This is a genomic window from Bacillus badius NBRC 15713 (genome assembly GCF_001591605.1).
GTDB classification, from domain to species: domain Bacteria; phylum Bacillota; class Bacilli; order Bacillales; family Domibacillaceae; genus Pseudobacillus; species Pseudobacillus badius.
In genome coordinates this window covers 1-17,503 of sequence record NZ_BCVF01000056.1, presented here as the reverse complement: position 1 = coordinate 17,503, position 17,503 = coordinate 1, and the positions used below count along the sequence as shown (strand labels likewise).

Here is a 17,503-nt window from a genome sequence, read left to right as displayed (position 1 = left end):
TACATCTATACTAGCTCCAAAAGTAAAAACATACCTTTTAAGAAATAGACTTTTAGGTGAACTCGGAGCAGCTTAATTAAAAAACATATTCGCAAGTGAGCTGCACACTGGCAGAAGAAAAAAACAAAAAGGTTTACAGTAATGAGAAAGGGTAATTTAAAAAACACATAGAGGAAACTACAGGACCATCACAACACGTTACCTACCTTCTTCTTGTAAAAAGCCGTCCAGGCACTCCGGACGGCTTTTTATGTTTTCTTATAAGGTCTCTTGCTTTTTTTAATACAAAAACATTCGAATATTAACTAGATGTACATGCTTCGATCTCTTTCTTAATAGCATAAATGGTTTTTCGCGAAAGACCTGTTTCACGGTGAATGTCCATGACGCTTTCACCGGCGTCCAATAATTGGACCACTTTATCATAAACAATTTTATCCTTACCGACCGCGCCAGCATGATACTTTCTTTTTCTGCCTGTATAAACCCCTTTTTTCTTTGCAATTTCAATGCCTTCACGCTGTGCCGTTCTGCTTCGGTCTCGTTCTTCATCCACCATCCATGATAAGAGTGTTAAAACAAGGTCGGAAACCAACTGGCCAACTCCCTCAAGTTCCTTGTATTTTCTTGTGTCCAGAATCGGCATATTGAGGACCACAATGTCTATATCCTCATCGATCATCGCCTTCCACTCGCTTCGTATTTCTTCTTTGTTCCTTCCAAAACGGCTGAGGTCATGAACAACCAGCACGTCTCCAAACCTCATTTTGGATCTCATTTCACGGTAGACAGGTCGTGAAAAATCCTTTCCAGATTGCTTTTCTGAATAAATCTTCTCACACCCGAATGCTTCTAACTCCTTCAACTGGCGATCTAAATTCTGATCAGTGAAACTTACCCGTGCATAACCAAAAATCATCTCTTTTCATCTTCTTTTGGAATAATTCGATATTGCCAGGTATTGGGCAAACTAATTTTGATTCCCTCAATGAAGGCTTTAGCTGCTTCTTCATTCTCAAAGCTCACTTCTTTTTCTTCTCCAATAGCTGTGTTTTCAAATTCCATTTCCGAGCCTTCACTATCAAAGGCTTTTACGATAAATCTCATACGTTACCCTCCATGTTTACACATTGGTTATTTTCATGCTCTTTTTTTAAAATAGTTAGGAAACAACCCATAGGAAACACTCCAACTCCTTGATATTACTACATTTCCGGATGTTTCTCTAGGGTATACTAAAAATAAACATTTCCTTAAGAAAAAGAACCGCCTTAAGGCGACCCTTGTCTACATATTAAATTCCAATCAGGCTAATAACCCTCCATATATTAAAGCATATAAAAACAAAGTCAATCCAAGCAACATGACACTTTATGTGTTGATCTTGAACTAATACAGCAATAATTATTCTTCTGAATTTCCTGGATCTACCACGATTATTTTCTTTTCATCTAATAAAATATGATATCCACAAGACCAAAACATTTTTTCCAGAGCAAATCCTGTACCTAATTCTTCTTTCAATTTTTCAGGATTATTTTAGCAGCTTTTTCCGCAACTTTTTTAGAAAGCCATGAGTCTGCTGTGTATATTACTCCATCTAATACAACAGCTCAAGTTGCCAGTAATGCCATTTCTCCTATTCCGGGTATAAAATAAATTACTACTGCTGCAGCCGCTTTACCATTAGGGTCAGCATACACTACAGGATTCCAGACTGTTTTTCATACTTGTAAATTCTTGAACATTAGGGAAAATCCTTCCTCTATTTTCTAGTGATACTCTTAAAATAAGTTAAGGATCTACAGTTTTTATAGTGCTAATTTATTTGATACTTCCATAATCTCCTTGTAAGAAAGATAGACAGCTCTTAAGAAGGTATAACGTCTCAAGATATATCATAAAAAAATATGATCAATTTATTGACAATTAATGTTGACCACATAACCTTTATTTTTTAATATAAAAAGTGGATGCTAGGAACAATTTACCTTATTTGGGCGCCTGGTAGATTGGGAGCGAGTGGCGCAACCGTCCTTAATTTTTGTGGACGGTTTTTTTGTGTCCATTTTACAAAAGGAGAAGGTTACAAATATGATCAATTCTTCCACAGTTTCTATTATGATGGTTGGTATGATGGCATGTCTTGTTGCTATCTTATCCAACTCTTTTCCGTTTTACACGGAAGCTTTAGGTTTGATTGCTATTTCTCTTGTTGTGATGGCTCTTTTGCATGAAAAATTTCTTTTTTTATATGCAATTACTGTAACAATCGGGTTTGGCGCTTTTTTGACTGGCATTGCTTTTTGGAGACATAATTCAGAAGATCAGCAGATTTCTTTTATGTTTCTTCACTTGCTTGTAACAACCTTCTTACTCTTATATTGGATTCTCTTGTATTATATTAAATCAATTGGGACTAAAAATCGCGATTTAATCGCAAAGGTCAAAGCTCTTGAGAAGTATATGCCTCATTCTAACATTTTAACGAACCATGAATTTTTAGATCAGGCGAAAATAATTCTTAAAGGGACAGAACGCCGCAACGAACAGGCGTGGCTGTTGCAGCTTTGTTTTTTACCCATAAGCGACTACACAAAACAGAGTGTTCGCGAAACATTGGAGAAACTCGCACTTCATTCAATTAGAGTGGAATATGATATCGTCACATCCTCTCCCTCTTCAGTAATGGTTCTACTTCAAAATACAAATAGACAAGGTGTAGAGATTGTAAAAAAGCGGATGATTGAACGAGCAAATACTATTTTTAATAAAACGAAGCAGCCCTTTCTTTTTAAAGAACAACTGATTGATAACGTACAGCAGGCAGCTGAGTCTCTTGAGGAGAAAACAGATGAGTAGTATTTTAATGGTGATCATGCTTTTTTTCTGGCTGTTGCTCATGTATTATTCACTAACTACGATCGGGGGATTGTGGTATCGTATTCGTCATCAACTGCCTGGCCGGCTGGAGTATTATCCGAGTACAGCTGTATTGATTCCGGCTCATAACGAAGGGGTTGTACTAGCACAGACAATGAGTGCTATGGCCCGGCTTCATTATCCAGGTAAGCTTGACATTTACTTACTGGATGATCAGTCCCGTGATGAAACAGCAGAGATAGCCAAAAGCTTTTCTGATCTCTTTTCACATATTCATTACATCACTGTGCCGGAAGGGGAACCAAAGGGAAAGTCACGTGTATTGAATTATGGATTAAGCATTTCTGAGTCGGAATACTTTATTGTTTATGATGCTGATAATCAGCCAGAACCGGATGCACTTCAAAAACTAATGGAAGTAGCAGAAACAACCAAAAACGCAGCGGGTGCGGTTGGCTATGTAAAAACCATAAATTCAGAGAAAAACTATTTAACACGAATGATCAGCTTGGAGTTTCAAGTATTCCAGCTTCTTATGCAATGCGGCCGATGGGCTCTTTTTAAACTAGGTTCTTTGGCTGGCACCAACATGCTGCTTCGTCGTTCAGTACTGGAGGAGCTTGGTTATTACGATTCATATGCACTGGCAGAAGATGCGGAGTTGACGATCCGGATAACGGCAGCAGGCTGGGTGCTTCCTGTAGTACCTGAATCACGAACATGGGAACAGGAACCTGAAAAAATTTCTGTTTTTATCAGACAGCGGACTCGCTGGCTGACAGGAAACTTATATTTGCTTGAAAAGTCTTTCCGTGAACTTATTCATTGGAAAGGCAAAACATTTATTTTAACGATTCAGCATTTGCTGACGTACCTTATCTTTGTCGTATTGCTGGCTTTTTCAGATACTTTCTTTGTTATGAGCCTGCTCGGAATGGAACTGCCGCATATTGCAGCACCACTTTTAATGCTTTGGTTTATGAGTTATATCATTTACACAGCACAATTGCTGAGCGCTATTGTTATTGACCGTAATGTATCATTTATCAATGTTATATTTATTTTAATTATGTATTTTACGTACGCACAGCTGTTTTTGGTCCTACTCATTCGGAGTGCCTTCTCGTATACCGTTAACCGGCTGCGCGGCACGACAATTGCTTGGGACAAAACAACTCGATTTAAACAGAAAGGCGGCAGATGATGAAAAAGGCTGTCATAACAGTTGTTCTCGCTGTTTCGTTGTGCCTGATTGGTTTGGCAGCTGCAGTAGTATGGCAGAGTGCAGAGGACAATGACGTGCAAAAATATATAAAGAAAACATATACAGACGACGATCATCTTATTTATGCTTATCCCAATAATCCTCATTCGCAATATTTATCGGAAAGTATAGGTTTGTATATGAATTATTTGCTGCTTATCGATGATCAAAAGACATTTAATGTACTGGTGCAACAGCTGAAAAATCATTTCTTTGTAAAAAAAGAAAACGCTTTGTATATTAGCTGGGTGTTAAAGGAAAATGCAAATACCAATGCACTTATTGATGATGTACGTATTATTGCAGCACTTCGAAAAGGGGCCTCCCAGTTTGGAGAGAATGAATATGCTGAGCTGGCGAATAAGCTGGCCCGAACAATTGAGCGACAACAAACTGCAGATGGAATTTATGTTGATTATGTAGATTGGGCATATAATGAGTCAGCACGACGGGTGACTCTAAGCTATTTAACGCCTGACTTTTTTTATGTATTAAAAAAAACCGTTCCATCCAAGGAAATTTTAACTTCTCTTGATGAAAAGAAGGTGTTCTTTCCAGAGTATTATGATCTGACCAAAAGAACGTACAGTTATGGGGCGAAAATCCATATGATTGACCAACTGCTTATAGCAATCAATCGGGAAAACGTGCATGAACCGTCCCGGGCTTTTCATAAATGGATTATAGAAGAGTGGAAAGCAGAAGGTCGTATTGCGGGGCAGTATTTCAGAAAGACAGCTGAACCTGCAGTGGAATATGAATCCCTTGCTGTCTACGCTTACTTAGAAGAATATTTTCGCACAACAGGTGATGGACAGCTTGCTGAAGAAGTTCACGAGCGATCCACCCAGCTGGTTAAGAACGGTATTTTAAAAGAAGCGCACTTTTTCGATTATATCCTTTACGAAACTAAAAAAACGCAATAAAAAACAGTCTAAGATAGAGTAACGAATCAGCAGAAAAGCTTCTGATGAGAAAAAAGAGAACCCTCGTGAGAAACGCACATTACTAACCTCTGTCGCTGTAACGACAGGGAAGTCTACACCCATGAATAGGGGCTATCACTAAAGAATAAAATCATCTAATGTTACCTTATTAACTTTAATAGCCTTCCATCATTCAACTGATGGAAGGCTATTAAAGTTGTTTAAAATTAAAGGGTTACAGCCATTCTTTTTATAAAAATAAAAAATCACTCTTTTTATTAGGCTATGAAACAAATACCACCGGTCGCTAATCTGACCAACTGGAAGAGAGCGGTTTAGAATCCATTCGGCATATTCGCTTGAACCACTCCTTGTCACGATTTGTATAGAAGCAGTTTTTTACTTTCTTTTAAAAGCAAATCAGACTTTTTGGTCGATGTAATATACGATTGGATAAGTGAAATAATGTAGTGATCAAGTATAACCTAAGATATCTTTTCTGATTAGCAGATAAATGTGTATCAATAAAAAATACACGGTCCAATCACTAACAAAGCCGATTCGGGGTAAAGATAGTTTAAGACATAATTTTGATAATTAATCATCATCGTCCTCATAGTCTAAATCTGTCTCAAGATCTATTATTTGAAATTGACTATTAAGAGTAATTTCAGCCGTGAGGCCTTCTAATGTACCTCTATATCCCTCTGTATCCATTCGAAAATTGGAAGCTTTTACAAAGGTTTCTTGATTGCCATTATAATCAATCGTTACATCTTTATCTGTAATCTTAACAATCATTCCATAAGCATCCACAGTATTCTCTGTTTCAATATGGTAGGCTAACTCACCATTTGCATTGATATCTGCTAGCACACCTTTTTTTAGAGGTGAAAATAAATCCTCGACTTTTGTACTTTTATTGATGGTAAAGGTTTTTGTTCCTTGAAGGGGCACACCAATAGTGATATTGTCTTCTGTTAATTCCATGACTTTTCCCTCAACTCCAATAAACGGTGAGTTTGAACTACTAGGAGTTGTCGAATTCTGATTTAAAGTCGTACTATTAGAAGTAGTCGTTTTAAGGTCCGCTTCTGTTTGGTAATTTTGATACCCTCTTGTGTCATCCTTAAAGTTATAAAACAGCACTACAGCCCCGATTCCAATCAATAGTGTTAATCCAACAAGTATAGTTATTTTCTTCCCAGATTTCATCTATATCCCTCCACAAATATTCTATATGGATAGTGTAGCAAGGGAATTTAAGATGACTATTGGATAATGGTAAGAATTTCATTAGAAAATACTAGGTTTTTTCTTAAATAGTTACATACTAGCCTTCAGTGTAACGGTTACTATTGTTCCTTTGTTTAGTTCACTTTCAATAGAAATAAAACCATCACTTTGTTTTATGAGTGAGTACGCAATTGCAAGACCTAAGCCCCTGCCTCCAGTGGCTCGTGTTCTAGATTTATCTACTCTGTAAAAGCGCTCAAATAATCTAGGGATATCATTTTCAGGAATACCAATTCCTTGATCCATAATTTGTATCACAGCCCTATCTTCATTTTGAGAAACTTTCACTGTAACTTCTTTCTGGCTATATTTCAAAGCATTATCTAATAAAATAAATAAAATCTGTACAAATTTTTCCTTATTCGAAAGACCCAAGATGGATTTAGAATCATTGATAACTCGAATAGACCGGTTAGTTGCAACTTCAAGACGCTTGGCTGTTTGTTTACATAGCTCTGTAATGTTAATAACCTCTATCTCAAACGGTTGTTTATTGATTGCAGCCAGGTCAAGGAGTTGTTCCACCATATTCTTTATGCGTTTAGATTCATCCTGTATAGTTTCAATCCCTTCGTTAAGTAGATCCGGATTATCCTTGCCCCAGCGATTTAACATAGAGGCATAGTTTTCAATCACCGTTAATGGAGTTTTTAACTCATGAGACGCATCGCTAATAAATTGCTCTTGCTTTTGAAAGATTTCTTCTAAATAATCAATCATACGATTAAAATTATCTGCTAACTGAAATATCTCATCATGTTTCTTTTGAGGAAGTTGTATCTTCTCGAATAGCCCATATTTTTGAATGTTATCCATAGTAGTTCCTATGACAGATACGGGTCTTAAAAATATTCTAGAAGTTATTTTTCCAAAGAAGACTGCCAAAACGATCAATAGCACTGATACACCAATTAGAATTGTTAGTAATATCTCAATATCTTCTAAATGATCATCTAAAACTCTCGAAAGTTCTATCGTTCCAATCCTTTGATTATTTTTAAATATAGGTGCTGTAAAGACAACAATCATATCTCCGTCCAGCCTAATCATATCAGTATCATTAACGGCTGAATGGTTAATAGGTAGATTAAATAAATCATCCTCCTCACCAGTACGGATAATAACTTGATTTTCTTTATCTATAATTCGAATCATCCCATCATCCCGTAAAACCGACTGTAATAAAGGACGCATTGAGGGGGAAAATAAATCATTGGTGTTTACTTTTTCTAATAATCCTTCTCCTATTTCTTTAAGATTTTCCATCTCCCGATTTTCAGTCAACTTCACATAAGAAAAATAAATAATGGCGTTGGCAATCAATAGGATGAGAAGGGACCAACAAACTAAAAGTAAACTAAGCTTTGCTTTGATACTCATTTTTCTTTCCTTTGATCATAAAGCCAACTCCACGAACCGTATGAATAAGGGGATGTGAGAACCCATGATCTATTTTTTTTCGGAGATAACCCATGTACACGTCTACTACATTCGTTTCCCCTACATAATCAAATCCCCATACTGCGTTAAGTAGTTGATCTCTTGATAAAACTTGATTAGAATGATCCATCATAAATACCAGCAAATCAAACTCTCTTCTAGTCAATTCTATAGGTAGATTTGCCCTAAATACAGATCTTGCAACGTCATCAACTTCTAAGTCATCGATGATTTTTAAGGAATTGGTCGAATTCAACTTCATTTTTAATTCCGATACCCTAAGAGCTGATCTGACTCTTGCTAATAGTTCCTCCATCTCAAAGGGTTTTGTAATATAGTCATTTGCACCATGATCAAGCCCATTCACTTTATCGTATACAGAATTACGGGCTGTAACCAAGATAATGGGAGTTTTTTCATCCTCTAAGCGAACCCGTCGCAGGACCTCAAAACCGCTCATTTCAGGGAGCATAACATCCAGTAAAATGAGGTTCCATTCACCTTCCTTTACGCGTTTTAAGGCTTCCTTTCCATTTTCCACCGCCTCAACTTCGTATCCCTCATGCTCTAGCTCCAGTGAAAGAATCCGGGCAATCTTCTTCTCATCCTCAACGATTAGGATTTTCTTTGTCATATCGCTTTTCCTCCCTTTCCTCTACCAACAACTATGCAAAATGTTTATGACAAGTATTTAAGAAAATCTTAAGATTTTTATAAGATTCTTTAATTGTTTTACTTTTATCATTACATCTTCACTTAGACTTTTCACCATTTGAGTGTCAGTGAATTCAACCAACCATTTATTGTCCGATACATTGTTATCACTTAATTTCTCGTAACCTGTATTCAAGATGGTATTCAGAAATTGCACCTTTACAACGATAAGGAACTTCCAACAGGAAAAGCCCGAATTCTTAGCATTAAAGTTAAGAATTTGGGCCATTTGATGATCATCCTTTATTTATAAAGTGCACAATATTTCCATAGTTAATAATGTCTCCGAGACCCTAGCAACGGATGAATTTGTCTTTCATTTTGAATTTTTCTTAGTAATCATCCATTTTACCCCCGGCAACACGAAACACTTGTAATACAGAATTTTCTTTGTCTATAATCCACTTAAAAATTATTTAATTGATAAGCTTGTAAATGAATCTTATGTTTATTCTATATTGGTACAGCGTTTATTTGCAGAAACTTGTGCTGCAGCTTGAGCAACGATAGCTATTATATTAGCGTGTTCTTGGGTATTCACAACCGTATACATTGCTTTCACTAAAGGACGCTGACTGTCCTTAACAATATATTTTGGAGGTACTTTATTTAGTGAAAGCGCTAAAATATCCTCTCGGCACTTGTCGCATTTACAAGAAAGATGCAAGCGGTCTAAATGCTCTGCAATCATTCCTTTAATGACATCTTCCATTACATTATGCACAGCCATTTTTAATCCTCCATTTCTCTTTCATTATGAAGCAGCTAAAAGATATCAATGATTACTTAAAAGAACAAATTATTCTGCAATTTCAAGCAGTGAAGGGCCGCCCCTAGGCCCATCAAACTGCCCAAGCAGCTGCCTGATTTCTTTTAAGTTCACTTCAGTTTCGTACACTGTTCTTTCTATCCTGTTACAGAAAGAACAGATTTTTCATCCAGTGTATAACGTTATTAGATCATTTTTTCCAACTGAGATAACAAGGAAATAACATGATCAGAAGCTTCCTGAAGCTGTTCAAAAGCATGTTGAGCTTCAGGTAGATTTCCTTGTTCGTAGCTTTCTACAGCTTGTTTTGCATAATAATGTACAGCTTGGTGAGGCTCTTCGAGCTGTTGAAACGCAGATTGGTTTTTAATGAACGGAGGTAGCTCGCCGTAATACCATTGACCGAGCCTGCACGATGCATAGGATGAGACCTGATTCGAATCAAGCGTTTCTATCTCAAGTAGCATATTATAAACTCTCCATTTCCAAAGAAGGTGGTCTGTTTTGGCCACCTTAATGACATCTTTGGCATTTAGTCTAATATTTGTTTCAAAGAAGGTGCGGCGATACTCATCCATCTGTTTGCTTAGTTCAAAGATTACTTGAGCTGTTCTCTTGGCAATATCTTGAGATAAAGTACCAAGATCAAGCATTGCTGAATTTCGTTGGGCAATTTCCATAATCGCAGAAGTCTGCTCCTCCGTCATTGCTGCAATTTGTGAAGTCGATTGATTAATTTTCTGCATAGTTGATACGATTTTTTCTAATGCTTCGTCCGCATACTGGGCTTCTTCAACACTCCGCTCAACCAGCTTTTCAGTGCTGCCCATTTGTTGTGTCACTTGACGAGAAACGCCTTGCAAAGATTCCATATTGGCGGTAATCTGCATAGTTTGTTCTTTTGTGTGTTCAGCTAACTTTCGAACCTCTTTCGCTACAACCGCAAAGCCTTTTCCATGTTCTCCGGCACGCGCTGCTTCAATACTCGCGTTCAGAGCAAGTAAATTCGTTTGATCTGTAATTTCTTGAATCACTTTTACTACACTTTGGATTTGCTCAATTTCCTCATTTAGTTGATTGACTTGTCTCGTCACATCATGGTAGACATGACCCACTTTTTGAATATCATGTAAGGCTTCATTAATAACTTGTTTGCTTTGTTCAGCCGATTGGACGGCTTCATCTGTTCTTTCAGCTACTTTGACGGAATGATCGGCTACTTCCATAATAGAGGCGCTCACTTCCTCGGCAGCAGCTGTAACGTTATGGCTTTCCTTCACTATATTGTCCATTTCTGTGATCAGCTGCTTCGTTGTATCCAGCTGTGTCATGTCATTGAGCATGTCAGAAACACCAAATAGAAAAGATTTAAATGTTTCCTCCATATACACCTCCACGATAAGCTGCTGGTCGAAGGCTGCTAGTTTCTGAACGGCAAGGACTATCTTCATCATTTGGTTAGGATGCGGATGGAGTTTCTCCATTAATATTGTTGTCATAATTTGAATCAGCAGATGATGCGCAGCAATAAAGTGTTCTGCTGTCAGATGGATGCGGCTGTGCACCTGGCCAACCACGATTCTCGTCAGTATATATTCTTTATCGACCTCCGCTCGGAGGAGCTGCTCAACATACCTTTCCATTGTCAGCCTTAAACGCTCAACCGTAGAATGTTCCGTAATTATTTGCTTAAGATGATCTACAGAAGTGATATGCTCGTAAAATTGATTCACTATTTCTTCTTTATAAGGAAGAAGAATGGGCAGAGCTTCTTTTACATGACTCAGCGTTTCCTGGCTAACCCCCATAAATGCCAGCCGTTCTTTCACCCTTTCTCCTACAGTAGATATCTCTTTTGCCTCAGAATTATCCAAATAGTCCACCCATGACTTTGTCTTCTTTGAAAAAAGCTTCATATTTTTCCTCCCTCAATCTTTATATAGCTGCTCGTTGTCGTTAATGCATCTTTTTTAATCTATCTCCTTAATTCCCGTAGCTCTGACAGATTCTTTTAAATACTCTTCAAAATCCTGACTAGACAAAGGCTTACTAAATAAAAAACCTTGCCCTTGGCTACAGCCATCCTCTCTGAGAACGTCTAGCTGTCTCTGATTTTCAACCCCTTCTGCAATCACATTGATACCAAGGGTTTGCGAGAGAGTCAGGACAGCTTGCACAATTGCCTGACTTTCCTTATTTTGATGAATATCCCGAATGAACGAAGCATCAATTTTCAGCGTATCGACAGGTAAGTGCTTAATATAGCTAAATGAACTGTACCCTGTTCCAAAGTCATCAATAGAAATATGAACCCCCAAATCTCTAAGTTGTTGTAAAACAGTTATTGCATTTTCAATATTAACAAATATACTTTCTGTCACTTCAAGCTCAAGCCATTCCGGTTCCAATTTGGTTTCTATTAGAATCTCTTCAATTTTCCTTACAATATCAGGGTACGAGATTTGGCGCGCAGACAAATTGATGGATATCTTTAGCGGAGTATAACCTTTATCTTGCCATTCTTTATTTTGTTCGCACCCACGGCGCAGTACCCATTCCCCTAAAGGGAGAATTAATCCCGTTTCTTCAGCCAAGGGAATAAATTTATTGGGAGAAATCTTCCCCAGTTCTGGATGATTCCAACGCACGAGCGCTTCCATTCCAATTAATTTGTTTTTTGAAAGATCTATCTTCGGTTGGTAATCAATATGAAACTGCTCAAGCTGAATCGCTTTTCTCAACTCATTCTCCAATAAAATACGCTCCAATGATTTTTCTTCCATTTTTGCTTCGAAAAAGGCATATCCGTTCCGGCCTCGTTCTTTTACAAAATAAAGAGCGGTATCTGCTTTGCTCAACAGTTCATCAGCTTCCGCTCCGTCTTGTGGAAAGATCGCAATACCGATACTACAGGAAGGTGTATACAGCTGGCCGGCGATTTCTAACGGTTTTTGGAAGTCTAAATGAATCCGTTTCACCAGCCGCTCCAGTTCTTCTACATTGGATATGCCTTTTAGCAGGACAGTGAATTCATCGCCGCCTAACCGGGCAACTAAATCCGTTGAACGAAGTGACTTTTTAATACGCTCGGCTGCTTTAGTTAAAATAAAATCGCCATTCTCATGCCCCCATGAATCATTCACAAATTTGAATCGATCTAAATCAATAAACATCACAGCAAGCTGAGAAGAGGAACTTTTTGCTTTCTTAATCTCCTGCCGCAAATGCTTCATAAATAATCTACGGTTCGGCAGATCGGTCAAAGTATCATGATAGGCTAAATGATAAATCATTTTTTCCGACTTTTTCCGATCGGTTATGTCTCTCATGATGAGCACGAAATCTTTTACTTTTCTGTCCTCGTTCATAATGGGACTAATTCTTGTTTCCATATCCTTATACTGATTTCTGCTCGTTCTAATACGAAACTCTATTTGCGAAGACATTTTTTTCTTTTTAGCTAGTAATCTTAATTCAGTGTATAAAATCTTTTGATCTTCTTCATGAATCCACTTGAAGAGCGGGTTAGACTTTAGTTCAGACATGTCATGCCCCAGTATTGTTACATGAGAAGGAGAAATATATTGAAAGTTTCCTTCTTTGTCAATAATTGAAATCAAGTCAGCTGAGTTTTCCGTAATTAAACGGTATTTCTCCTCGCTTCTTCGCATTTCTTCTTCCATTTTCTTTCGAAGACTGATATCATTTCGGATCGACACATATTGATACGGCTTTCCCTGATCATTTAAAAAAGGAACAATCGTCGTATCTACCCAGTAAAAAGAACCATCCTTCGCTCTATTCCGCACCTCTCCCCTCCAGATTTCTCCTGACCCAATTGTAGCCCACATTTGTTTGAAAAATTCCCCAGAATGGTAGCCTGAATTTAAAATACGATGATCTTGACCTATTAATTCTTCTCGGCTATATTTGGAGATTTTACAGAACTGGTCATTTACATAAAAGATCCTTCCCTTTTGATCAGTGATGGCAATGATAGAAGACTGATCCAGTGCATATTTGACATCTTTTAACTCTTTTAACAAGGCTTCAATTGGTTTATTTTTTTCATCTAATGGCTCCATTAAGTGAGAAAGTTCAGAAAGGTCCGGTGTAGCAGGTGCTTTTTTCAATTTATTTTCCTCCCGCTCTATGAAATATATAATGTTTAGGTTAAATAAAATCCGACAAAAAACCGACTCTTTAAAAAAGAGTCGGTTGCACTAGTCGCTCCAAGCCATTCAAGTGCCCAGATATAAATGGCTTTTCATTGCTTCTCTATATGACTATTATATTTAATAGTAAATGGCTTAGTTGAATAATTCTTTACGAATATGATAGTTCTTTTAGCCTAAACAGTCAATAAAAAATGAAAAATACAGAAGAAGCAAAATACTCTCTCCCTCTTGATAGGTTCAGTACTAAAAAGATTATGGTAATATTGCTACTTTAAAATAAAGTTTGATCATTTTCTAATTTTTCGCTCCACAATCGTACCCGTTAGTTGAAGTACAACGACCTTTGCCTTTCAGCAACTAACTCCACCATTTTCATTGCAATAAAATTTCACGTCTATCAAATAAAGTTCTTCTTGGGGTCTGATCTCGAAAATGCGGATTTACAACGCTAAGCTACTTACAGGGTTAACAATGAATGGTTTAACAGCGATAAAACTTTTGAGACAGGTCATATGAGACACTAATAAATACTTTCTTTAAATCAGCCACCTTACTCTAAGTACATTCCCTTAACAAGCGCATAGAATAATTTAACAAACTGTAAAGGGATTGAGAAAAGTGTACCATGCTTCTTATATGAATCCATATTCTTATTATGTTGGTGTACCAATGTATAACTATCCAAGACAATCTGTTAACTGGACTTCTCCTAATGGGGTATATGTAAACAGATTTAATTCTTTTCGTTCTCCCAACGGTGTTGGAAGTACTTTGAGAACAGATTTTGGACCAAAACCATTTGTCGCGAATATCAATGAAGCAACGAAGCAAAACAATACGTATCGTACTGCTTTATGGACAGGAACACATTTACAAGTTACTTTGATGAGTCTCAATGTTGGCGAAGATATTGGTTTGGAAATGCACCCTGACGTTGACCAATTCTTACGTATCGAGCAAGGCCAAGGTATCGTTCAAATAGGAGAGACTAAAGGTAATTTAAACTTTCAAAAGTGTGTCTATGATGATTCCGCCATAATGATACCCGCTGGAACATGGCATAATTTAACCAATACAGGTAATATTCCATTAAAACTTTATTCAATCTATGCACCTTCACAACATCCACATGGAACAGTTCATGTAACCAAAAAAGATGCAATGGCTGCGGAAGGCCACTATAACTAATGGTTAAAATTTTGAATTGAAATATTTATTGTTAATTTTAATGCTAAATTACTGTGAATTTGAACTTTCTCCATATTATCTGAACTATTTAACTTTATATGTCTTGCTTTATATATGGTTCAGGAACGGAAATAGATTTTGGTTCTTTCCAACATTTGTAGGGAGAAATATGATTATAGGATATGGTTGGAGATGGTTTGGATAAATTCACCATATAATAAACCCAAATAGCGTCCATTCATTCCAATGTTTCTAATGGAATATAAAGAGGTTAAGGGAATACGGTATGAGTATGATAAACTTTAAATCTTTTCGTGGTTATGTCACCATGATTAGTGACTTTGTGATAAGTCAAAATGATGAAGAAACGGGTTGTTATAAACTAATATCTGTAGATAATGGTTCAGGAGCTTTAGTAAATTTTGTAGTATCGCCCACCACTTACTTTGTAAACCATGCTACGGTAGCAGTAGGTGATTGGATAACTGGATATTATGATGGAAATGCAGCAATTCCTCTTATTTTTCCTCCGCAATATCGTGCAATTGTTATGGCAAAAGAAACACCCTATCAAAATGTGAAAGTTGACTATTTTAACAATCAGCTTGTGAGTAGCGATGGGAAATTACGATTAAATATTTCCTCATATACTCCTATTTTATTGCAAAATGGGCAAACCTTTTCAGGAAAGCCTGTAAATCGAAATCTAATTATTATCTATGACTTTGTTACAAAAAGCAGCCCTGTCCAAACTACGCCCTCTAAAATAATAGTTTTGTGTTAGAGGTGATATTAAAAGTCATCTCAAATTTTTGCATGAGATATACTTAGCATTTCGTGCATTTGTTTTAAACACAATCAAATGAAAAGATGCTCACTCGGAAGACGTTTTAAGAAGTCCCTTTCTTCACTTCCTCCATGAGGTGTTCGGTACTCCGTTTTGCTAGGATTCTACTAACGTCATTTAAACCTGTGATGGAGTCCATATTAATTTCAAGACAGAAAATAGAATTACTGAACGAGTCAGATAAAATTGCGATTTCATTGGTATCTTTTCCTGAGACAGCTCAGAATAATTTTTTGGAATCTCCATTCATTTGTGGAGAATAAGAATAATACCAAAAGAAAGGAGCTCCTGCACGGATAAATCCCTTACCTGATAAGGGATTTATTTTATTTTTCCATTCCTCCCTATACATGATTTTTAAATTGTTAATTTCACAGGGTTTTAGACCATTCAACCAGCCTGATGGTTGCATAAAAAGTGGGTTTTTATGCGCTACACTCCTTGAAGGTCAATTTAAGTCTTCATAGACAAAGTGATGAATAGTAGACACATAAAACGGCATAGTGAGGTAAAGAAAATGCCAATTCACGAATTTGGTTTAGGTGATATTGCAGAGTGCCCGAATTGCGGTAGAGGATTTGAGTTAAACAACTTGGATGAAGAAGAATTAAATGATTTTGATGAATACTTTGAACATATCACAACGTGTGATGATTAAGTCACAGTTCGTTAAAGGTGTTCTTAAAGTCATTTGGATAGGAACTGTTCGTATATTGCATATCCAATCAATAATAAGTACATTGCAAATCCAATGGTTAAAGCTATATACTTTAAAACCCGCACAACGTTGCACCTTCTTTAAAATTTTAGAGCATCGCACTCATGACTTAGTATTTGAGAGATTAAAAAGAATATACAAACAAAGTTTTATTTACTGTCACAGTTCGTGGAAAGTGCGTCGGTTAAATAAAGAGAGAGGTGGAATTTCAAAAGACCAGGCATCAGCCTGGCCGGACCAAAGTTCAAGTCATAGGTGTACAAAGGGCTAAAAGAAAGAACCTTGATTACGATTAATTTATCCGAAGATAAATCGAATATACAAAAAAAGTAAGGAAATCTCCTGACCCATTAACTAGCCTGTATGTGTTCCGGGGAGGATTATAGATGACCACTACTTTAAACAGTGTTTCCAACTAATTTTAAAATATAAAAAAAAAAAGCCAGGTCTTGCCCAGCTTACCAACGTTTGTATCCAATTAAGTGAAAGCGGAGTACCCTTGAATATAAAGTAGTTTATTCAAATACAAAAAAAGGTGAAAAAGCCAGGAAATCTCCTGGATAGTCAAGGTGTAATTCATGCTACATGGAAATGCTGGTGGAATAACCTTGATTACAGGTAGTATACCCAACAATATAAAAAACACCAAAAGACAAAGTGTTATTTGACACATAATGCGCAATAGAATGACCTAAAAATAGGATGCTCCATTAAATAAAAAAAGCATTAATCAGATTTACCGATTAACACCAAACGTACTAGGGAAATGTGTTCGCAGATGAGGGCTCTTAACTGAGCATCTTTACATCTCTTCAGTTCATTAAGTAAATGGTCTAACTCTCTTGTAAAGATTAAACGCTCATCCTCACTCACCATAGTGACACTCCTTCTTACAGTAATAAGACTATGAAAGACAAGTTTAACAACAATATCTTTTTCCTACAAGTGGTGATTCCCTAAATAAAGAATTATCAGAATACCGGTTAAATTGTTTTTTTCAATTAGGTATATTTACTGTACGTTCCGTGGTTTAAATGACATTACTAGTTTTAAATTAAATATTTAACAAACTCTTTATTATAGGTTGCAATTGATCAGTAATAAATCATTAGGACAGCCTCATCATCTAGTTTCCGTTTTTTATAAGGGTTCGTTAATAAATGTTATCTCCAATCACCTAAAAAAGACCTTGGAAATAAGCCCTTTATAGAAGACACAAATTTTTAAGTCGTCTCTTTTTAGTTAAAAATAAACTGTGTATATTTGTTCTTTTACCAATT

At 36.7% G+C, this 17,503-nt stretch carries 14 protein-coding genes and 2 riboswitches; of the genes, 6 read left to right on the top strand and 8 right to left on the bottom strand.

What is annotated here, in order from left to right:
• Positions 1-301 precede the first annotated feature (301 nt).
• Both BBA02S_RS18270 and BBA02S_RS18265 read right to left on the bottom strand, forming a co-directional pair.
• Positions 302-919, bottom strand: a complete 618-nt coding sequence (locus tag BBA02S_RS18270) for a recombinase family protein (protein WP_041114470.1) — start codon at positions 917-919, stop codon at positions 302-304.
• Positions 916-1,107 carry a hypothetical protein gene (locus BBA02S_RS18265; RefSeq protein ID WP_041114471.1) on the bottom strand — a complete coding sequence of 64 codons (192 nt, stop codon included), beginning with the start codon at positions 1,105-1,107 and terminating at the stop codon, positions 916-918. The genes BBA02S_RS18270 and BBA02S_RS18265 overlap by 4 nt, the downstream gene beginning before the upstream one ends.
• Positions 1,108-1,962: 855 nt before the next feature.
• Positions 1,963-2,046, top strand: a riboswitch (cyclic di-GMP riboswitch).
• 48 nt (positions 2,047-2,094) lie between these two features.
• Here BBA02S_RS18265 and BBA02S_RS20840 point away from each other — a divergent pair.
• From BBA02S_RS20840 to BBA02S_RS18255, 3 genes are read left to right on the top strand one after another with little or no spacing between them, the layout of a single operon-like run.
• On the top strand, positions 2,095-2,862 hold the full coding sequence (locus tag BBA02S_RS20840) for a hypothetical protein (RefSeq protein ID WP_041114472.1): 768 nt from the start codon (positions 2,095-2,097) through the stop codon (positions 2,860-2,862).
• On the top strand, positions 2,855-4,087 hold the full coding sequence (locus BBA02S_RS18260; protein WP_041114473.1) for a glycosyltransferase family 2 protein: 1,233 nt from the start codon (positions 2,855-2,857) through the stop codon (positions 4,085-4,087). The genes BBA02S_RS20840 and BBA02S_RS18260 overlap by 8 nt, the downstream gene beginning before the upstream one ends.
• Positions 4,084-5,073, top strand: a complete 990-nt coding sequence (locus tag BBA02S_RS18255; RefSeq protein ID WP_125474373.1) for a hypothetical protein — start codon at positions 4,084-4,086, stop codon at positions 5,071-5,073. Before BBA02S_RS18260 ends, BBA02S_RS18255 begins: the two co-directional genes overlap by 4 nt.
• A gap of 597 nt (positions 5,074-5,670) precedes the next feature.
• Here BBA02S_RS18255 and BBA02S_RS18250 read toward each other — a convergent pair.
• The 6 genes from BBA02S_RS18250 to BBA02S_RS18220 form a co-directional block, all read right to left on the bottom strand.
• Positions 5,671-6,288 (bottom strand): hypothetical protein, encoded by a 618-nt coding sequence (locus tag BBA02S_RS18250; protein ID WP_052477426.1) that lies wholly within the window; start codon positions 6,286-6,288, stop codon positions 5,671-5,673.
• 111 nt (positions 6,289-6,399) lie between these two features.
• Positions 6,400-7,749 (bottom strand): HAMP domain-containing sensor histidine kinase, encoded by a 1,350-nt coding sequence (locus tag BBA02S_RS18245; protein ID WP_041114475.1) that lies wholly within the window; start codon positions 7,747-7,749, stop codon positions 6,400-6,402.
• On the bottom strand, positions 7,727-8,443 hold the full coding sequence (locus BBA02S_RS18240; protein WP_041114476.1) for a response regulator transcription factor: 717 nt from the start codon (positions 8,441-8,443) through the stop codon (positions 7,727-7,729). The genes BBA02S_RS18245 and BBA02S_RS18240 overlap by 23 nt, the downstream gene beginning before the upstream one ends.
• Before the next feature lie 528 nt (positions 8,444-8,971).
• Positions 8,972-9,253, bottom strand: a complete 282-nt coding sequence (locus BBA02S_RS18230; RefSeq protein ID WP_041114478.1) for a late competence development ComFB family protein — start codon at positions 9,251-9,253, stop codon at positions 8,972-8,974.
• A 224-nt stretch (positions 9,254-9,477) separates the two neighbouring features.
• Positions 9,478-11,208: a methyl-accepting chemotaxis protein gene (locus BBA02S_RS18225; protein WP_041114479.1), complete on the bottom strand. Its 1,731-nt coding sequence runs from the start codon at positions 11,206-11,208 to the stop codon at positions 9,478-9,480.
• Positions 11,209-11,262: 54 nt separating this feature from the next.
• Positions 11,263-13,377 carry a sensor domain-containing protein gene (locus BBA02S_RS18220; RefSeq protein ID WP_041114503.1) on the bottom strand — a complete coding sequence of 705 codons (2,115 nt, stop codon included), beginning with the start codon at positions 13,375-13,377 and terminating at the stop codon, positions 11,263-11,265.
• 118 nt (positions 13,378-13,495) lie between these two features.
• Positions 13,496-13,579, bottom strand: a riboswitch (cyclic di-GMP riboswitch).
• Positions 13,580-14,106: 527 nt separating this feature from the next.
• Here BBA02S_RS18220 and BBA02S_RS18215 point away from each other — a divergent pair.
• From BBA02S_RS18215 to BBA02S_RS20835, 3 genes are all read left to right on the top strand, one after another.
• Positions 14,107-14,658: a cupin domain-containing protein gene (locus BBA02S_RS18215; RefSeq protein WP_087903795.1), complete on the top strand. Its 552-nt coding sequence runs from the start codon at positions 14,107-14,109 to the stop codon at positions 14,656-14,658.
• Between the two features lie 292 nt (positions 14,659-14,950).
• Complete coding sequence (locus tag BBA02S_RS18210; RefSeq protein ID WP_041114504.1) at positions 14,951-15,442, top strand: hypothetical protein; 492 nt, start codon at positions 14,951-14,953, stop codon at positions 15,440-15,442.
• Positions 15,443-16,022: 580 nt separating this feature from the next.
• Positions 16,023-16,163, top strand: coding sequence for a hypothetical protein (locus BBA02S_RS20835; protein ID WP_156141529.1), 141 nt, complete (start codon positions 16,023-16,025; stop codon positions 16,161-16,163).
• Positions 16,164-17,503: the final 1,340 nt, after the last annotated feature.

What these genes read in the sequence shown, in the direction of transcription:
- BBA02S_RS18270 (WP_041114470.1), bottom strand. Translation starts at nt 919, where the DNA reads ATGATTTTTGGTTATGCACGGGTAAGTTTCACTGATCAGAATTTAGAT.
- BBA02S_RS18265 (WP_041114471.1), bottom strand. Translation starts at nt 1,107, where the DNA reads ATGAGATTTATCGTAAAAGCCTTTGATAGTGAAGGCTCGGAAATGGAA.
- BBA02S_RS20840 (WP_041114472.1), top strand. Translation starts at nt 2,095, where the DNA reads ATGATCAATTCTTCCACAGTTTCTATTATGATGGTTGGTATGATGGCA.
- BBA02S_RS18260 (WP_041114473.1), top strand. Translation starts at nt 2,855, where the DNA reads ATGAGTAGTATTTTAATGGTGATCATGCTTTTTTTCTGGCTGTTGCTC.
- BBA02S_RS18255 (WP_125474373.1), top strand. Translation starts at nt 4,084, where the DNA reads ATGATGAAAAAGGCTGTCATAACAGTTGTTCTCGCTGTTTCGTTGTGC.
- BBA02S_RS18250 (WP_052477426.1), bottom strand. Translation starts at nt 6,288, where the DNA reads ATGAAATCTGGGAAGAAAATAACTATACTTGTTGGATTAACACTATTG.
- BBA02S_RS18245 (WP_041114475.1), bottom strand. Translation starts at nt 7,749, where the DNA reads ATGAGTATCAAAGCAAAGCTTAGTTTACTTTTAGTTTGTTGGTCCCTT.
- BBA02S_RS18240 (WP_041114476.1), bottom strand. Translation starts at nt 8,443, where the DNA reads ATGACAAAGAAAATCCTAATCGTTGAGGATGAGAAGAAGATTGCCCGG.
- BBA02S_RS18230 (WP_041114478.1), bottom strand. Translation starts at nt 9,253, where the DNA reads ATGGCTGTGCATAATGTAATGGAAGATGTCATTAAAGGAATGATTGCA.
- BBA02S_RS18225 (WP_041114479.1), bottom strand. Translation starts at nt 11,208, where the DNA reads ATGAAGCTTTTTTCAAAGAAGACAAAGTCATGGGTGGACTATTTGGAT.
- BBA02S_RS18220 (WP_041114503.1), bottom strand. Translation starts at nt 13,377, where the DNA reads ATGGAGCCATTAGATGAAAAAAATAAACCAATTGAAGCCTTGTTAAAA.
- BBA02S_RS18215 (WP_087903795.1), top strand. Translation starts at nt 14,107, where the DNA reads ATGAATCCATATTCTTATTATGTTGGTGTACCAATGTATAACTATCCA.
- BBA02S_RS18210 (WP_041114504.1), top strand. Translation starts at nt 14,951, where the DNA reads ATGATAAACTTTAAATCTTTTCGTGGTTATGTCACCATGATTAGTGAC.
- BBA02S_RS20835 (WP_156141529.1), top strand. Translation starts at nt 16,023, where the DNA reads ATGCCAATTCACGAATTTGGTTTAGGTGATATTGCAGAGTGCCCGAAT.